The following is a 14645-nucleotide window of genomic DNA, read 5'->3' as shown; positions in this document are numbered from 1 at the left end:
GCTCGCCGTCTCAGATCCGTTAGAACGCGGAAATTGGGTGGCTGGGGAGCCGACGGCCCCAATTCCTCCCGACCGAAGAACGGTCGGGACGGATATGGGCCAACGCGGATGCACCCATCGGGCTTGCCGCCGACCCTGGGTATGCATCATGAGCCGTCTCCCCCGCGGAGGTACTCCTGCCGGCGGTGCATCTTCTCGCGCTTCGTCCCCTGGTCGTAGTGTTCGTCCATTACGTCCTCCGTCATGTCTACTCGGTCACTGAGAATCGCCTTCGGCGTCCCCTCGTCGAGAAACGTCGTTACCGAACCCGTCCGGACCTGGTGCGGACTCCGCGACGACGGGCACTTGCTCGCGAGGTCGGACCGCATTGCCTCGCACGTGTCAGGGTCGCGATCGTGGGGGCAGGGCTCGCCGATCACGCAGGGTCGGGTTACGCGGTAAACCCAGGACTGGATCGTCGATACGGACGGCCGCCCACGCTGGGTAGTGATTAGGGGGGCGCGTCCGTGCTCGTCCTGGACGGTGTGGCGAGGCCCGTTGATGTAGTCCCGAAGGACGTCAGCTACGCCCTTCAGGAGAGCAACATCCCGCTCGCCCCACTCGCCGTTTTTCAGCGGCGTGTCGGTCGCGGGCCGGTGCCGGAATTCGAGCGCATCGTCCTCCTGGTCGAAGTCTCCAAGGTCGAGCGCGCGGAGGCCACCTCGTCGGGCGGACGTCCGCCAGGCGAGCAGCAGTGTGACGTGCTGAACGCTGGCGTATTCATACGTACCGAGGTATTCGAGAATTGCCTTTGCGCGCCCAGCGGGGAGCTGCGTGTCGTCCGTCCCTTGGCCCTTCCCAACGGTCGGAAGGAGGATCTTCTCGTGAAGGTTCTCCGGGACGGCGTCCATCGCCGCGCACACGCGGAGGAACTGGCGCAACGTCGAGAGTTGCCCCTGGAGGGTCACGGGCTTCAGGCCAGCCTCCTCACGACGGTGGACTCGGAACGCGTGGAGCGTCCGCCCGTCAAGGTCGTTTATATTGGTGATTCCTTCTGCGTCGCACCACTCGACGAACTTCGAGATCCGCGCCTCGTGTGACCGGAGGGTCTCGGCAACGACCTCGTCGCGACGGTGCTCGAGGTAGAGATCCATCGCGGCGCCCGGCGTCATCGGCGTAAGATCGGTCACTGCCCGACTCCAGATTCGAGTTGGTCGCTCACGGTTTCAGCCACCCCCCGAAGGCGGACTCGGCACACCGCCAGTGAAGGACGTACTCGTCGCGATTGTCCCGGTCACGAATACGAATCGCCTCGACGCTCACTGTGACGTGGTCCTCGTCGAGCGGGACCGACCTACCACAGACACCGCAGGAGAGTGATTCGGTCATCGCAACCTCCCGCGTCCGCAGTTCGGGCACCGATGACGGACCGCCGGGTACCGCTGCCGACAACTCCCACAGACGACGTCCATCGTCCCCTTGTAGCTGGGTTCAGACATCGTCCACCTCACCAAAGACGGCACGGTGATCCTCCTCGAGGACGCCGTGAGCGTCGACGGCGCGCTCTGCCTGCTCGAACGAACTCGCGAGCCCCTCGAAGGGACAGTCGCGACAGCACACATGGAACATCACGCCTCACCTCCGGTCGCGACAGTCGCCTCCGACGGCGCCCGACCGGCGCCGCAGCGCTCGAGCAGCAGCGGGTCGAGCCGGCGCCGCGGGAGCTCCGGGAGGTCGCGCTCGCCGATGAGCATCTCGACGCGCCGGATGTGCTTGCACGTCGCCCGCCGGAAGCGGGCGTCCGGGCAGGTACACCGGCCCGAGACGACGTCGACGATGAACGGGTAGCTCCCCGAGTAGACGTGATAGGAGCCGGGTTCCTTGACGTCGTGGACGAAGAGGCGCTCGGTTGCCGCCCGAACGTCGCGCTCTTCAGGCATCGAGCATCACCTCCTTGGCCCGCTGGACCTGCTTGTACTTCTCCACGTCCGGGGAGTCCGAGTCCGGATGGACATCCGCGCTCAGACGGCGCGCGACCGCCTTCACGACGTTGTCGGGCGCATCGGGAGACACTCCCAGCACCTCGTGCGGCGCCGCGACCTCGCCGCTCCCCGCGACCACGACATCGTCCTCGTCACCCGAGGGGAGCGCCTGGGTCTGGAACTCGCTGCCGACCGTCGAGACGCCGTATCGATCGATCGCGCGCTTCGCGTCGATGTACAGCGCCACCGCGCGAGCGTTATCCCGGAGGTTGTCCCAGCGGTCGCACGCGACGGCGAATCCTTGGCCGTCCTTGTCGTAGTAGGCGACCACGCCCGGGTCCTCCGGGTCGCGGTCCGCGTAGGGACGGTGCGGGTGCTTCGCCGTGTGCGGCGCGGCCGTCTCGATGCGAGGGTTCGCGGCCTCGAGCTTCTCCAGCTCCTCGAGGATGCTGTCGAACGCCGTCGCCCGGCTCACCTCGAAGCCGCCCGGGTACGAGGTCCGCTCTCCAGCCGGAGTCCGCGGGAAGCCGTCCGGCCAGTCGAGAGCGGTCAAGGTCGAACCTCCACGACGAGATGGCGATCGTCGCCGGTCCCCTGCGGGGAGACGTTGGCGATCCCGAACTCGGCGCTGTAGGTCGGCCAGACGATAGAGGCCGGCACGCGATCGCGGTCCTCGTCGAGAACGGCCTCGACGTACGTTCCCGCCTCGTCTTGCTGGAGCCCCGCCCCGAGGACGGCATCGACCGAGTTGAGTTCGATGGCGAGTTTCGATGCCTCTTGGTCTTCCTTGTCGTCGTTGAGGTCGAACAGCGCCATCAGGCAGCACCCCCGCGACAGCTGGCACAGACGACGTTCCGACCGCTCGTTTCGCCTCCACACTTGGGACACTCGAACGACTCCATATCGAACGCGCCCGACTGTCGGGTCTCCTCCTGGTTCTTCTCGCGGAGACAGTGCGCGCAGCGCCGGCCAGCACACTGCCGCCCGCAGCGACTGCACGCCATCAGTCGTCACCTCCGGGAACGCCCCCGTCGGAAACGATGGGCCGCGTTCCGGAGATCGCGAGCGCTTCCTCGGGGGTGACGGGACAGCCACACGGGGAGGCGCGGACGTCGCCGGGCCCGGAGCGCTGGACGTCCTTCGCGATCTTCCCACAGGTCGGGCAGACGACGTCGTCGATCAGCGCGACCGGCGCCCAGGATTTCTTCGTCAGGCCCGAGTCGAAGTTCCACGTCTCCAGTTGGGTGACGGCGCCCTCGCGCTGCATCCCGCGGAGGCGGTGGGCCATCGTGTCGGGCGAGGCGCCGAACTCCTCGGCGAGTCGCTCGGGGAGAACGCCGCCCTCGAGCGGGCCGCGCTCCTCCTCGTTCTCGTAGAGTCGCCAGAGCACCTCGAATATCTGCCAGTCGAAACAGATCCCCTTCGGGCTCTCCGCCGGGTAGTGACAGAGGTACCTCACGCCTCCACACCCCCTGGAAGGAATTTTTGTCGATCAGAGCGTATCGACTGTATGGAGAAGAACGTATGCGGCGCCGATCGTCTCGTCCGTGCCGTCCTGGGCGTGCTTCTGTTGTGGAACTTGTTTCGCTCCTCCAGACAGCAGGAGATCGACGATCGATCCATCACCCTTTCGGAACTCCTGACTGTGTACGCAATCGCCGAACTCTCGGTCAACGTGTTCGCACAGTGGTGTCCAGCAAACGCTCTTCTTGGGATCAACACCTGCCAAAATCGCTGAGGCTCTCTCGCCGTCTCTGACACTGGTTCTATCCTCTCCATCGAGGTACCGCAGCGATCAGTGCCGTTCGCAGTCTGACCACCGTCGGTCACGAGCCGGGGTTCGCAGTCGGCGCTCGCCGCCTCCTCCGACTCATCGACGACGAGCGGACAGCTGATGCAGCGTTGCTCGTCACTCCCGTGCCGGAAGTGCTGGAGGCGGTGACCGTGGACCTCGACGATCCCGGTCACGCCTCGTCACCTCCCTCGGCCGTGACCGGCTCGTCGACACCGAGGTTCCGGACGGCCAGCCAGGAGACGATCGTGAACGCCACCACCCAGTAGGCGGTGAGCATCGCCGCCTCGGTCGCGTTCCCGGTCGCGACGAGCTGGGAGTAGGCGAGGCTCGTCCCGAGGACGGCGAGTGCCGCGACGACGGCGCCGTACTGGAGCCGGTTCGAAATGGTCCACGACATCAGGCGTCACCTCCCTGGTCGTCCGCCCGCTGTGGGGCACACTGCGTACACCAGTCCTGGTGGGACTCGGGGAAGACCGAGAGCAGCTTCCGGGAGATCGTCTCGGACGTTCCGAGCTTGGAGCACTCCGGATCGAAGTGGAGCTTCGGCTGCGCATTTCTGCTGGTACATCGGTAGACGTACACCGCCTCCTCGTCGGCTTCCGAATCGAGCAGGCCGAGCAGATCCCGGTACCAGTGCGCGTGCGTCTCGATCGCGTCGCGTCCGGCCTCGGTGAGTTCGTACTGGTTCGTGCGCTTGTCGAGTGCGCTGACCTCGATGAGGCCCTGCCCGGCGAGATCGGGCAGGTTCGAGTAGAGTCGCGCGTTACTGATCTCGGGCTCGTAGTACGACTGGAGTTCCTCCTTGATGGCGAGCCCGTATCGGGATTCTTCGGCCAGGACGGCGAGGATGTGCCGCTGGAATGCGTGCAGTTCCGTCGGGTGGACATCGACGTCGTCGGTCCCAACGTCCTGGTCGGGCGGGTCCGCGACGACCTCTCCGCCGTCGGTGACGATCGGGCGCGCCTGTTTCTCGCGACCGCTGAGGTGCGCGAGTTCCGCAACCGAGTGGGTTCCGACTGCACATCCGCATGGGTCGACTTTGTGCTCGCCGGGGCCCGACGTCGCGATGCCGAGCGCGCGCTCGCTGCAGTGGGGGCACTTAGTGTCCGATCCCTCCGTCGTTGCGAGGGGTTCAAGCCCCCGCGTGGTGTCGTCGTACATGGCTTTCGTGCCTACATCACGGAAGCCCGCGCGGGCCGACGTCCCAGCGTCGGGTCCGCTTTTGGTGGGACCCATCACCGAGTGACGAGTCCGCGAAGTGCTTCCGTTAGGAAACGCTGTTACTCCCTCCCGACATAAATCTATGCTTTGAAGGTATAGATAGAGTTGTTCACTGGTATAGGAACCCCATAACCATATCCAATCTCTCCAAAGACTCGCATTGAAACATCTATGCTTCGCATAGTTGACCCAATGCGGAGACGGCGGGCTGATTGGATGACTCGAGTCGACGATGAGATACTGGAATGGTTGGAAGAGAACGTTGCTGGGACGCCGAGCGCTGTCGCAGATGGAATAGACAAACACCCCGACTACGTTGGGGACCACCTTCGGAAGCTCGTCGACCTCGGTTTGCTCGACAAACCCTCCAGAGGTTACTACCGGATCAACGACCAGGGGGAGGAGTACCTCCGCGGAGAACTCGACGCCTCCGAACTTGAGTAACGTGGATCATGACAAAACACTGAAGAAGTTTCCTTTCAACGCGGGCCCATGGAACAATACAGGAATCTTGAGCTCGCATCGATCTTGGCCGCCGCGTTCTGCTTTCTCTACTCGCTGCTCGCCATCGGGAACATCGTGATGGGTGTCGCAGCAGCAGCGATAATCCTCCTGTTGATGAGAGTCCTCTACATCGAGTCGGCGCTGCGCGAACTGGTCGCCGTCGAAAAGGCGAGACTCGAACGAAATGGCGAGTGGGTTCCTAAGCGAGAGGAGAACTAACCGAAGGCGTTTGGCTGCCTCCGTAGCTAGATCGACAAGCATCGCTGAGAGCGGACGACTCTTCATCGGCGCCACTCCGACCGATCGGCGACGAACTCGATCTCGTCGACGGCGATATCTTGCTCCTCTCGCTTGTCCCAGAGATAGGTGTGGCCGGCGCCGAGCCGCTGCTCGCGACAGGTACGACAGTAGATGACGTCGCCCGCGAGTCGCCAGCTACTGTGGCCCTCAAGGCACTCGAAGCGCCAGACGTCTGTCGGCTCGTCCAGGTCGACGCGTGTGATTCCGGATGTCGACATTGAAACTACTTCGACAGCAAACTTGTATCAAGCCGAGCCACACGGACAGTGGAAGTGGAAGGCTCTGTTGAAACCCTTATCACCTGACAAAAAGGCCTGCTGAATACAGAGGGTAAACCTATACGCCTTCCCCGTACAAGGTCCAGTACATGGCGAGCTCCAGGATGTCCGTATTTCTGCTGGGCATCGTACTCGGAATCGCACTCGTCGTCTTGGGCGTCGCTGCCTACGTTCTCTCCGACTTTGCGAGTATCACGGCGCTCATTCCAGCCTTCTTCGGCCTTCTCATCGCTATCCTGGGCATGGTGGGAAACCAACAGACGGATCGGCAACGACTGGCTGCCTACGGAATCGGTCTGCTGGCGGTACTCGGAGTGCTGGGATCGACGCGTGGAATTCCAGACATACTCGCGTTGCTAACTGGTGACGCAGTCGAATCGACCATCGCGGCCGTCTCACAGGGTACGATGATCGTCATCTGTCTCGTCCTCCTCGCTGCTGTGATACAGTTCATCCGCGGTACGCACACGACGACAAATCCGTGAACGGCCTGCAACCAGGAATTCACGATTCCGAACGCGCTCCGATAATAACCAGGAACGCTCGACGTCGTTCTCGATGTCGAACACGAAGCCGACTGTAGGTGACGCCGTTTTTCGCAAAGGCAGTGTGCAAGATACGCGCCCTGTATTCAGCACGCGTGGCTCGAACTGCTCGACTTCCGTCAGGATCGTGGTGACCGAGTCAGAGGCTGTATTCAGCGCTCCCTTGATGTTATCTGGGTAGGTTCGGTACATGTTCTAACATGGGGTCAAGCGTAGGGGACGAGACTATCCGAGACATCCTATCAAAGGATATCCCCACTTGCCACCCAGAGGACACTAAAGGTGACATACTGGACCAACTCGACGGCGAGATGTGGGAGAGTGCTGACACTATCTACGTCACCGAGGGTGGACAACTCGTCGGTCGAATCGATATCGCCGCCCTCTTCGGGTCGGCGGACCACATTCCTGCCTCGCGTCTAATGGAGCCAGTGACAGCCCGGTTGCTTCCAAACGCTGACCGAGAGCGCGCCGTATTTCTCGCCATCAAAAGCGATCGCACCGAGATACCTGTGGTTGATGCCGATGGTCAGCTCATCGGGGCTGTGACCTCGAAGGCCATCATCGACTCCATGCATGAGGAACATCTCGAAGATATACTTCTCAGTGCTGGGATTCAGCAAGCCAGGCTCAGGATTAGAGACCTCGCTTCTACTCGAGTTCGCGTCGCGTTCCTAACACGGGCCCCGTGGCTCTTGTTCGGGTTGGTTGCCGGACTAATTCTCAGCGTTGTCACGAGTCAATTCGAGGCAACCTTGGAGCAGACCATCGCGCTCGCCTTTTTCGCTCCGGTGGTTGCTTACATCGCTGATTCCGTGGGGACACAGTCGGAAGCCATCGCCATCAGGGCGTTCGCCATCTCGGACGTCGATTATGGACGCTACCTGCTACGAGAGCTCCTTGCCGGGATACTTATCGGAATCATGTTGGGCGTCCTCGGCGGATTGGGGGCCGCGGTCATCGTTGGTTCGACGCAAATCGGCGTCGTGGTGGGCCTCTCATTGCTCATTTCCAGTATTGTTGCAACAGTCCTCGCCTCGGCCATCCCAATAGGATTCATACTGTTAGACGTCGATCCGGCACTCGGGAGCGGGCCGCTGGCCACCGCACTTCAGGACATCATCAGTATCGTCATATATTTCCTGTTCGCCATTGCTCTGCTCTGATCTATTCGCGCCCTGTATTCAGCACGGCCTCTGAGAACTATCTCTGAGTGAGGGTTTCAACAAGGCCGAGTGGAAGTAGATCACTTCCGACGCGGACTTCGATGTCGCTTCGAAATCAGGCCGCGAGTGGGTATCAGCGCTCGCGACCCGCTCGATATCGTCGCTAAAACTACTTCGTCGTGATGGCCTACGCGAACCAGGCGGCGATCATCCCGATGACCATCACGACGACGTCGGAGATCATGTAGAGGCCGATCTCGTTGCCGCCCTGGGACGCAAGCGTCTGGACGAAGATCTCGCGGTAGCCGAACCAGAGCTCGATGCCGACGGTCGGGTTCAGCAGAAGGTTGTACGCGGTGAGGAGCACGAGCACGACCCGGACGATATTCACGACTTGAAGCGCGCGCTCAAGCGGTCGGGCTATCACGTCCACCCGTTTGCGAACGGTCCCGTCAGCGGGATCCGAAACCGCTGGGTATGGTCTGAAAAGGTCCTCGGCGTCTGGGAATCCGAACCTGACTGGTACGTTCGGACCGGCGAAGACGAAATAGAGCTCGTCGAACCGGATCTTTCGAGCTGGGGGATCCACTGGACATGAACTTGGACCTCGTCGACGACGTCGCCGTTATCGAGTCGTGTCCGCAATCCGGTGGCTCGTGATGATGAGGTCATTTTTCCTCCGTTTCCATGGTCGGCTGTTGTTCGGTGAGCGTAATCGAGTTAGCCGCGTCAGTGTCGCCGTCAAGTTCGCCTGTGTTACGCTGCATCGTCCCCGTTCGGAAGGGGCAATCCAGTTTGCATCTTCCTGCGACCTGACTCTGTAACTTTCGAGTGCTGAAAGCGATTCTACTCTTTGGACTGCCCCAGCCTCCGGAGGAGCCGGTTTACCTCGAGCCACGGAGGCCGTCATTCGAATGTCTCTCGGAGCGCTTCGCCAGCCCGCTCCTGCACGTCGTTCGCGGCGTCGATTCCCGGGAACGGGTCCGAAAGTTGACTCATGTTGGCGAAGTCGTGGATCATATCGTCGTAGTTGGTGTGCTCGACGGGGACCCCAGCGTCCGCCAGCGCATCGGCGTACGCGAACTGTTCGTCCCGAAGCGGGTCGTAGCCGCAACTGAACAGGGTCACCGGCGGGAGTTCTGCCAGGATTTTCTCGCGGGCGCGAAGCGGCGACACCCGGAGGTTCGCCCCGTCGATGTCGTCACGGAGGTAGTGGTTCCAAAACCACACCATCCCTCGCCCAGTCAGGAAGTACCCGTCGGCGTTCTCCTCGTACGAGTGGGTGTCGTACGAGTGGTTGGTCACCGGGTAAAACAGCAGCTGGTGGTCGATCCCCGGCGCGCCGACGTCCTTCTCGACAGCCATCTGCGCGACGACGGTCGCGAGGGTCCCGCCTGCGCTTTCGCCCGCAACGGCGAGTCCCCTGCCAGCGCCAATCTCCTCAGCGTTGTCGGCGGTCCACTTCGTCGCGAGATAGGCGTCCTCGACGGCCGCGGGGAACTCGTGTTCCGGCGCCTTTCGGTAGTCGACAGAGACGACGACGCAGCCACCCTCGGTTGCGAGCGCACGAGCGACCTTGTCATGCGAGTCGAGGCCGCCAACGACCCAGCCCCCGCCATGGAAGTAGACGACAGCCGGGAGTGCCTGGTCCGGATCGGGGTCGTAGATCCGCACCCGAATGTCGCGGGCGTACGCACGAATCTTGCGCTCGTCCACCTGAGCGATCGGTTCAGAATCGACATCCGGCGTGAATAGGTCGCCGAGCAGGGTCCGGGCTTGTTCGGGCGAGAGGTGTGTGAGGTCAGGTGCACCTGCCTCCTCCAATGCGTCTAACAGTGCTTGGGCATCTGCATCAAGGGTCTCTGCTCGGCGCTCACTGGGGTCGGTCTCTGATTGAGTGTGGTCAATCTCCATCATGGTTTCTTAGCGTAGCGTCCTCCAATTCGCGGGGGGACCGGACCCCCTGTAGCAGGATTACTGTGGTCGAATTGGCCACAGCAGCCTTCAGCCCCAATGTGCTTAGTTAGAACCGGCTTGTGTACGGTAATTCTCCTGAATACCCTCATAACGCCATACTAATTCTAGAATCTGTAGACAATTGTCAATTATTGTTGGAAGTTTTGATGACTCTCCCAACCACAGATGAGCGGTTCACTCTATCGGGCCCTGTTGAGACCCTCAGAAACTGATACAAATTGTGTGGTGAATACAGAGGACGTGTTTCTCACCCCTCATTACCGGTAGAATGGTGAAGTTCCGTCGGTATTCATATCCGACGATGCTGATTCCAACGAGATCGCCCTCCATTTGGCGTTACGTACTGAATTCGATCAACTCCTGGTTGAGTTTCTCTTTCTCCTCGTAGAAGAGTGCATGACTACTCTCCTCGAAACGAACGAGCTCCGTGTTTTCAATTCCGTCGTGGAGTTTCTCCGCCGTAAGCTCGAACGGACAGGCCTGATCGTGGACACCGTGACAGATGAGGGTCGGAACGGAGATGTCCGCGAGGTCGGAACGAAGATCCATCTCGCCGACCGCTTCGATCGAATCGGCCATGGCCTGCGGCGACGATTCCATGCTCATGTTCTGGAGCCAATCTTTCAGCTCGGGACTCGGTGCGGAGTGAAACATCGAATCGGCGAAGTCACTGCTTACCTTCGCCCTGTCCTCATAGCACCCCTCGGCAAGGTCCATGAACCCCGCTTTTTCGACACCCTCCGGAAAGTCGGGTTTCTTGGCCAAAACGGGGCTCGCAGCACCGAGAAGCGCCAGTTTTTCCACGTGTTCTTCGTCATGGCGGCTCATATACCTGGTGACGACTCCCCCACCCATCGAAAAGCCCGCGAGCGTGACACCCTCGACATCGAGTTCGTCGAGAACCGTCCTGAGATCATCAGCAAACGTGTCGAAGTCGTATTCACTCCACGGTTTACTCGACTGCCCGTAGCCACGGAGATCGATACCGATACACCGGACATCGTTCCTCGGGAGTCGGATGTATTGGTATTCGAACATCCTATGGCTCAGTGGCCACCCGTGAACGAACACGAGCGGAGTCCCCGATCCCCAGTCCTGAACGAACAGTTCTACTCCGTCTTCAACTTCTATTCGAGCCATGATACCAATGTCAAGGATAACCTCTGAGTGATTAGTTATTCCCACCGTGTTTTGACTGGTCGATTGATTATCACCACACAATGTTTCCATTCTTTTTCTCACTGTCTATTTTTCCGTGTTATCAGCCGACGTCACGTACCGATCGTTAGAACAACTTTATTGAGCGATTCACCGTCTCACTGCTCCGCAGAACGCGGATGGCCAATATGCGCTATCTATTCAGCAGGATTCTGGTGACCTTTCACCGATAGAGGATTTCAATAAGGCGCTCTTTGAGGTTTTCAACAGAGCCATAACTCAGGAAAACTGGAGGGAGTTACGCCAGCGGAAGTTCGTCGAACGTCTGCGCCGTAACGTGATCGGGCACTGGCCCGAGGTAGTTCTGCCGGAACGTCTCGCGCCCCGTCGACGTCTGGGCCCAGCCGCCCCAGCTCATCACCAACTGCTCGGCGATCGGGACGCCGGCGAACGCGAGACTATAGTAACTGTCCGTCGCCCAGGTCCGCCGGAGGTCGTGCATTCCGAGCGCGCCCGCCGGATTCTCCTCGAGGTTGGGATCGACCAGGACGTCGCGGGCGCTCGCGATCCAGTTGCGAACCGTCCGTTTCGAGACATCGACGATCGGCTCGTCCTGGCGCATCCGCGCAGCGCTCTTGAGGTAGCGGATCCGCTCGACGAGGTCGGCGGAGACGGGGAGCTCTCGCTTCCCAGTCTTCCCGTCCTCGACCGTGAGGACGTGACCATCGGCGCCGTTCGCGAGCGCGCGGACGTGACGAGGCTCGACCTGGAGAAGTTCGTGTGTGCGGAGACCGTGGAGGCCCAGCTGAAGCGCGATCCGTCGGCGGGGCTCGTCGTCGACTGCCTCCAGGAGCGCCGTCCATTCGGTGCGCGATAACCAGATCCGGAGGCCGTCCTTCTCGGGATAGGGTCGGGTTTGCATGGTTCCGGGAATTGCTCGATGATGCTACATCCCGGAAGGTGAGGTTTGGGAACCGGGACGATTGGCCCGGTCGTAGCGGTAATTTGCGTCCTCGAGGACGGTCTCCGACGTCGGCGGTGCCGAGACTAACCGATTCTCGGAAGTGACCCCTGTGTGGCTGACTGATGTAACGCAAAGTACAGGTGAAGCAGTTACCGAAGCGACTACCGATCCCTCCGGGATCTGCCAAACGTCGCCTGCTGAATAGAGAGATGCTGTTCAGCAAACGGGGCCTTCTCTACAATCGGTCTATCGGATTGGCAAATCACCCTCTATTCAAACAACTGAAGTAGTGAACTTCCATTTCAATCCATTTCCTCGTTATCTGAACCATTCTCGCCTTACTCGTTCTTCCTGTTTATCCACTATCTCCATCATCTCGATGTGGTCCTCTTTAGTAGGGGCAGCGCCTTCTCGAATTTTCTTGGCCGAAAAATTCGGTTCCCCGATCATTTCAGACAGGTTGTTGAACTTACGGAGCATCCAGAGATACCCAAGGCCAAGCCCATGTAGGTGCATCCTGATCTGCCTCCAGAACTTGTCTGCGTCCTGCATCTGTTCTTCGAAGTCCAACTCATTTGCGAGGTTGATTTCGTATTTCGAAATCATATCCTCGATTACGGCGTATTCCTCATTATCCATTGCTGGAACTCACAGTTAATTTACCTTCAATGTTCCGACCACCTGAACATTATCTTCGGATGGCCCCGACCTGTAGCCGGGATTTCCACTAGCTCATATCCGTTCTTTTCTTCAGAGTTATCTCGGACCGCCCACTCGTAGACCTCAATAGCGTCGTGGTCGGCGGTTTTGCTGGGTAGACCCATGTTCACTTACCTATAACCGGACTCGAATAGGTCTCAGTCGGCTTCGCTACTGCCTACGCGCATTGTATTCAGCATGGTTCGACGAACATCATCGATACCTGACAGAAAATCCACCGATCAGTTCGCAGTTCTACGTAGCAGTTGATTCAGACTCAGCCGATTGAACAGTTCCGATATTGAGTGTGACCGTTGTCGATGACTATTTGGATCCTTGAGGAAGAGCTTCCGAGACTTGGCTATTCTCGGAAGTCTCTCTAATTCACCTGATCAGTCATTTGCTATGTACAGGGGATATACGGAACAACTACGGACCCGCGCCCAGTTTCAATTCTCCCGGTGGACACCCGCTGACGTGGATTTGGACCGCCTGTCAGTAGGCGTAGACCTGGTCCTGTACCTCGACGTACAGTCCATAGTATGTCCCCTCCCGGTCCAGGTATACATGCATGTCTCCATCTTGGCGCTCGGAGGTGTCACTGATACGGTCGACGAATCGATGAAACGCATCGGAGGCGTCACATGTGCCGAACCCGCCTTTCTCGGTGACAGGGCGGAGGATAGTCTGCTCTTCGGACGTGAGGTTCGTGAAGTGAATCGGTGTGTACTCGTCCCCAAGGCTGGTCGTGACTCGTTCGACTCGGATGACGCTGTCGTACATGCCATCGTACTCGCCTTCGCAGTCGGTCGAACGCTCCCAGTCCGTAAGCGAGGTCGTATTGTCGGCCGGTCCGTCGGTACTCTCCGGCGATTCCGTGTCGGTCCGCTTTGGAGGGTCTGTGTCGGACTGCCCCCCGCCGGCTATGCAGCCAGCGAACGAGACGAGACCGGCGCCCATTGTGCTGATGATCGACCGTCGTTTCATGTCCCAACGATATAGGAGCGGCTGTAAGTCCTTTCTGTAAGGACAACCAGCCGTTTGATAAAATCGCAGTAGGATAACGTCTCCTAGGGAAATCGAGAGGTGGGCTGGTCGGTGATAACTACAGCGGCTGTAGTCAACAGCAGATCTGCGCGGATCGATACGCCATCATCACAAGATTTTCACTTTGGACATGACAACTGTAATCGCATGTATTCTCGCAGGTCAGTAAGCCTTGAGGAGATGGCATGGCCAGAGGTCGAATCAGCCTTGGAAAACGGAACGCGGACGGCGATCGTAGCCGTCGGATCGATTGAACAGCACGGTCCACACCTGCCGTTGAATATGGATACATTGGACGGCGACGAACTCTCTCGCCGAATCGCGGCAGAGTTAGGGGATGCCCTCGCCGCACCTACGATTCGCCCTGGGTGTTCAGGCCATCACATGGAGTTCCCGGGCACGATCACGGTTCCAGCCGAAACGTTGATGGATGTGATCCGTTCGTACTGCCAGTCTCTCGATGACCATGGCTTCGAATACATCGCCCTCGTCCCTACCCACGGCGGGAACTTTGGCCCGGTCAAGACCATAGCCCCTGAGATCGCCCGTGAGCTTGAGGCTGCGGTGATTTCGCTTGCCGATCTCGACGAACACATGCAGTTGCTGAACGATGGTCTCAGTGAGGCCGGGATTGAGTACGACCAAGACGTGATTCACGCCGGAGCCGCTGAGACGGCGATGGTGTTAGCAATCGACGAGACTCTCGTTAGGACAGAGAAAATCGAACCTGGACCCGAGGGCAAGATTTCGCCTGCCCGCTTGCTCAGCGAGGGGTTCAAATCGATCACGAAAAACGGTGTCCTCGGCGATCCGAATGAGGCGACTGCTGAGGCCGGGGAAATGATTATCCAAAGAGTCGTAGAGGCCTACGTCGAGCACATCAAGTCCGAGCGCAGTGCAGTCTAAACGAAAGTGCTCAATAGATACGCAGGTTCTTCTTAGCGACTAATTCATCTATACACATCTGAATAAAAACGGGCTGGAAGTTACTCTCACCGAATGAATCGTCCAATACCCCATGGCTCGTTGC

Annotated in this window: 21 protein-coding genes and 1 pseudogene; 6 read left to right on the top strand and 16 right to left on the bottom strand. The window is 59.7% G+C overall.

Annotation, left to right across the window (positions count from 1 at the left end; translation table 11 throughout):
• Positions 1-146: 146 nt before the first annotated feature.
• The 7 genes from HUG12_RS16300 to HUG12_RS16270 all read right to left on the bottom strand — a co-directional run bounded on the left by HUG12_RS16300 (position 147) and on the right by HUG12_RS16270 (position 3420).
• Entirely contained in the window at positions 147-1133 is a 987-nt protein-coding gene (locus HUG12_RS16300; RefSeq protein WP_246308069.1) for a tyrosine-type recombinase/integrase, read from the bottom strand.
• A 64-nt stretch (positions 1134-1197) separates the two neighbouring features.
• A complete protein-coding gene (locus HUG12_RS16295; RefSeq protein ID WP_179269793.1) occupies positions 1198-1368 on the bottom strand; it encodes a hypothetical protein in 171 nt (56 codons plus the stop codon).
• A 102-nt stretch (positions 1369-1470) separates the two neighbouring features.
• Entirely contained in the window at positions 1471-1608 is a 138-nt protein-coding gene (locus HUG12_RS16290; protein ID WP_179269792.1) for a hypothetical protein, read from the bottom strand.
• A complete protein-coding gene (locus HUG12_RS16285) occupies positions 1608-1919 on the bottom strand; it encodes an SWIM zinc finger family protein (protein ID WP_179269791.1) in 312 nt (103 codons plus the stop codon). The genes HUG12_RS16290 and HUG12_RS16285 overlap by 1 nt, the downstream gene beginning before the upstream one ends.
• A complete protein-coding gene (locus tag HUG12_RS16280; protein WP_179269790.1) occupies positions 1912-2514 on the bottom strand; it encodes a DnaJ domain-containing protein in 603 nt (200 codons plus the stop codon). Before HUG12_RS16280 ends, HUG12_RS16285 begins: the two co-directional genes overlap by 8 nt.
• A complete protein-coding gene (locus HUG12_RS16275; RefSeq protein WP_179269789.1) occupies positions 2511-2777 on the bottom strand; it encodes a hypothetical protein in 267 nt (88 codons plus the stop codon). Before HUG12_RS16275 ends, HUG12_RS16280 begins: the two co-directional genes overlap by 4 nt.
• Positions 2778-2964: 187 nt before the next feature.
• Positions 2965-3420 (bottom strand): hypothetical protein, encoded by a 456-nt coding sequence (locus HUG12_RS16270; protein ID WP_179269788.1) that lies wholly within the window; start codon positions 3418-3420, stop codon positions 2965-2967.
• 51 nt (positions 3421-3471) lie between these two features.
• On the opposite strand from HUG12_RS16270, the gene HUG12_RS16265 reads away from it, so the two are divergent.
• A complete protein-coding gene (locus tag HUG12_RS16265) occupies positions 3472-3699 on the top strand; it encodes a YgaP family membrane protein (RefSeq protein WP_179269787.1) in 228 nt (75 codons plus the stop codon).
• Positions 3700-3925: 226 nt separating this feature from the next.
• On the opposite strand, the gene HUG12_RS16260 is transcribed toward HUG12_RS16265, so the two are convergent.
• Complete coding sequence (locus tag HUG12_RS16260; protein WP_179269786.1) at positions 3926-4153, bottom strand: hypothetical protein; 228 nt, start codon at positions 4151-4153, stop codon at positions 3926-3928.
• A 191-nt stretch (positions 4154-4344) separates the two neighbouring features.
• Positions 4345-4626, bottom strand: a pseudogene (locus HUG12_RS21760) (PadR family transcriptional regulator); the annotation flags it as partial.
• Positions 4627-5193: 567 nt separating this feature from the next.
• Between HUG12_RS21760 and HUG12_RS16250 the strand changes: the two are divergent.
• Together HUG12_RS16250 and HUG12_RS16245 are read left to right on the top strand one after the other, a co-directional pair.
• Positions 5194-5421 carry a hypothetical protein gene (locus HUG12_RS16250; protein ID WP_179269784.1) on the top strand — a complete coding sequence of 76 codons (228 nt, stop codon included), beginning with the start codon at positions 5194-5196 and terminating at the stop codon, positions 5419-5421.
• A 48-nt stretch (positions 5422-5469) separates the two neighbouring features.
• Positions 5470-5700, top strand: coding sequence for a hypothetical protein (locus tag HUG12_RS16245; protein WP_179269783.1), 231 nt, complete (start codon positions 5470-5472; stop codon positions 5698-5700).
• A 62-nt stretch (positions 5701-5762) separates the two neighbouring features.
• Here HUG12_RS16245 and HUG12_RS16240 read toward each other — a convergent pair whose 3' ends face one another.
• Entirely contained in the window at positions 5763-5999 is a 237-nt protein-coding gene (locus HUG12_RS16240) for a hypothetical protein (protein WP_179269782.1), read from the bottom strand.
• A gap of 149 nt (positions 6000-6148) precedes the next feature.
• On the opposite strand from HUG12_RS16240, the gene HUG12_RS16235 reads away from it, so the two are divergent.
• Both HUG12_RS16235 and HUG12_RS16230 read left to right on the top strand, forming a co-directional pair.
• Entirely contained in the window at positions 6149-6544 is a 396-nt protein-coding gene (locus tag HUG12_RS16235; RefSeq protein ID WP_179269781.1) for a hypothetical protein, read from the top strand.
• A gap of 260 nt (positions 6545-6804) precedes the next feature.
• Positions 6805-7770, top strand: coding sequence for a magnesium transporter (locus HUG12_RS16230; protein WP_179269780.1), 966 nt, complete (start codon positions 6805-6807; stop codon positions 7768-7770).
• Positions 7771-7957: 187 nt separating this feature from the next.
• On the opposite strand, the gene HUG12_RS16225 is transcribed toward HUG12_RS16230, so the two are convergent.
• From HUG12_RS16225 to HUG12_RS16200, 6 genes are all read right to left on the bottom strand, one after another.
• Positions 7958-8161, bottom strand: coding sequence for a hypothetical protein (locus HUG12_RS16225; RefSeq protein ID WP_179269779.1), 204 nt, complete (start codon positions 8159-8161; stop codon positions 7958-7960).
• Between the two features lie 515 nt (positions 8162-8676).
• The gene (locus HUG12_RS16220) at positions 8677-9684 is read right to left on the bottom strand and encodes an alpha/beta hydrolase (protein WP_246308068.1); all 1008 of its coding nucleotides are present in this window, start codon (positions 9682-9684) and stop codon (positions 8677-8679) included.
• Positions 9685-10083: 399 nt separating this feature from the next.
• Positions 10084-10887 (bottom strand): alpha/beta fold hydrolase, encoded by an 804-nt coding sequence (locus HUG12_RS16215; RefSeq protein ID WP_179269777.1) that lies wholly within the window; start codon positions 10885-10887, stop codon positions 10084-10086.
• A 316-nt stretch (positions 10888-11203) separates the two neighbouring features.
• The gene (locus HUG12_RS16210) at positions 11204-11827 is read right to left on the bottom strand and encodes a site-specific integrase (RefSeq protein WP_179269776.1); all 624 of its coding nucleotides are present in this window, start codon (positions 11825-11827) and stop codon (positions 11204-11206) included.
• Positions 11828-12187: 360 nt separating this feature from the next.
• Positions 12188-12508, bottom strand: a complete 321-nt coding sequence (locus tag HUG12_RS16205; RefSeq protein ID WP_179269775.1) for a hypothetical protein — start codon at positions 12506-12508, stop codon at positions 12188-12190.
• A gap of 555 nt (positions 12509-13063) precedes the next feature.
• Entirely contained in the window at positions 13064-13555 is a 492-nt protein-coding gene (locus HUG12_RS16200; protein WP_179269774.1) for a hypothetical protein, read from the bottom strand.
• Between the two features lie 207 nt (positions 13556-13762).
• Here HUG12_RS16200 and HUG12_RS16195 point away from each other — a divergent pair, with 207 nt between their 5' ends.
• A complete protein-coding gene (locus tag HUG12_RS16195) occupies positions 13763-14521 on the top strand; it encodes a creatininase family protein (RefSeq protein WP_179269773.1) in 759 nt (252 codons plus the stop codon).
• The last annotated feature ends 124 nt before the right edge of the window (positions 14522-14645 follow it).

The organism is Halorarum salinum (genome assembly GCF_013402875.1).
GTDB classification, from domain to species: domain Archaea; phylum Halobacteriota; class Halobacteria; order Halobacteriales; family Haloferacaceae; genus Halorarum; species Halorarum salinum.
The sequence above is the reverse complement of the archived record's forward strand: the minus strand, read 5'-3'. Positions and strand labels throughout refer to the sequence as shown.

What these genes read in the sequence shown, in the direction of transcription:
- HUG12_RS16300 (WP_246308069.1), bottom strand. Translation starts at nt 1,133, where the DNA reads ATGGATCTCTACCTCGAGCACCGTCGCGACGAGGTCGTTGCCGAGACC.
- HUG12_RS16295 (WP_179269793.1), bottom strand. Translation starts at nt 1,368, where the DNA reads ATGACCGAATCACTCTCCTGCGGTGTCTGTGGTAGGTCGGTCCCGCTC.
- HUG12_RS16290 (WP_179269792.1), bottom strand. Translation starts at nt 1,608, where the DNA reads ATGTTCCATGTGTGCTGTCGCGACTGTCCCTTCGAGGGGCTCGCGAGT.
- HUG12_RS16285 (WP_179269791.1), bottom strand. Translation starts at nt 1,919, where the DNA reads ATGCCTGAAGAGCGCGACGTTCGGGCGGCAACCGAGCGCCTCTTCGTC.
- HUG12_RS16275 (WP_179269789.1), bottom strand. Translation starts at nt 2,777, where the DNA reads ATGGCGCTGTTCGACCTCAACGACGACAAGGAAGACCAAGAGGCATCG.
- HUG12_RS16265 (WP_179269787.1), top strand. Translation starts at nt 3,472, where the DNA reads ATGGAGAAGAACGTATGCGGCGCCGATCGTCTCGTCCGTGCCGTCCTG.
- HUG12_RS16260 (WP_179269786.1), bottom strand. Translation starts at nt 4,153, where the DNA reads ATGTCGTGGACCATTTCGAACCGGCTCCAGTACGGCGCCGTCGTCGCG.
- HUG12_RS16250 (WP_179269784.1), top strand. Translation starts at nt 5,194, where the DNA reads ATGACTCGAGTCGACGATGAGATACTGGAATGGTTGGAAGAGAACGTT.
- HUG12_RS16245 (WP_179269783.1), top strand. Translation starts at nt 5,470, where the DNA reads ATGGAACAATACAGGAATCTTGAGCTCGCATCGATCTTGGCCGCCGCG.
- HUG12_RS16240 (WP_179269782.1), bottom strand. Translation starts at nt 5,999, where the DNA reads ATGTCGACATCCGGAATCACACGCGTCGACCTGGACGAGCCGACAGAC.
- HUG12_RS16235 (WP_179269781.1), top strand. Translation starts at nt 6,149, where the DNA reads ATGGCGAGCTCCAGGATGTCCGTATTTCTGCTGGGCATCGTACTCGGA.
- HUG12_RS16230 (WP_179269780.1), top strand. Translation starts at nt 6,805, where the DNA reads ATGGGGTCAAGCGTAGGGGACGAGACTATCCGAGACATCCTATCAAAG.
- HUG12_RS16220 (WP_246308068.1), bottom strand. Translation starts at nt 9,684, where the DNA reads ATGGAGATTGACCACACTCAATCAGAGACCGACCCCAGTGAGCGCCGA.
- HUG12_RS16215 (WP_179269777.1), bottom strand. Translation starts at nt 10,887, where the DNA reads ATGGCTCGAATAGAAGTTGAAGACGGAGTAGAACTGTTCGTTCAGGAC.
- HUG12_RS16210 (WP_179269776.1), bottom strand. Translation starts at nt 11,827, where the DNA reads ATGCAAACCCGACCCTATCCCGAGAAGGACGGCCTCCGGATCTGGTTA.
- HUG12_RS16205 (WP_179269775.1), bottom strand. Translation starts at nt 12,508, where the DNA reads ATGGATAATGAGGAATACGCCGTAATCGAGGATATGATTTCGAAATAC.
- HUG12_RS16200 (WP_179269774.1), bottom strand. Translation starts at nt 13,555, where the DNA reads ATGAAACGACGGTCGATCATCAGCACAATGGGCGCCGGTCTCGTCTCG.
- HUG12_RS16195 (WP_179269773.1), top strand. Translation starts at nt 13,763, where the DNA reads ATGTATTCTCGCAGGTCAGTAAGCCTTGAGGAGATGGCATGGCCAGAG.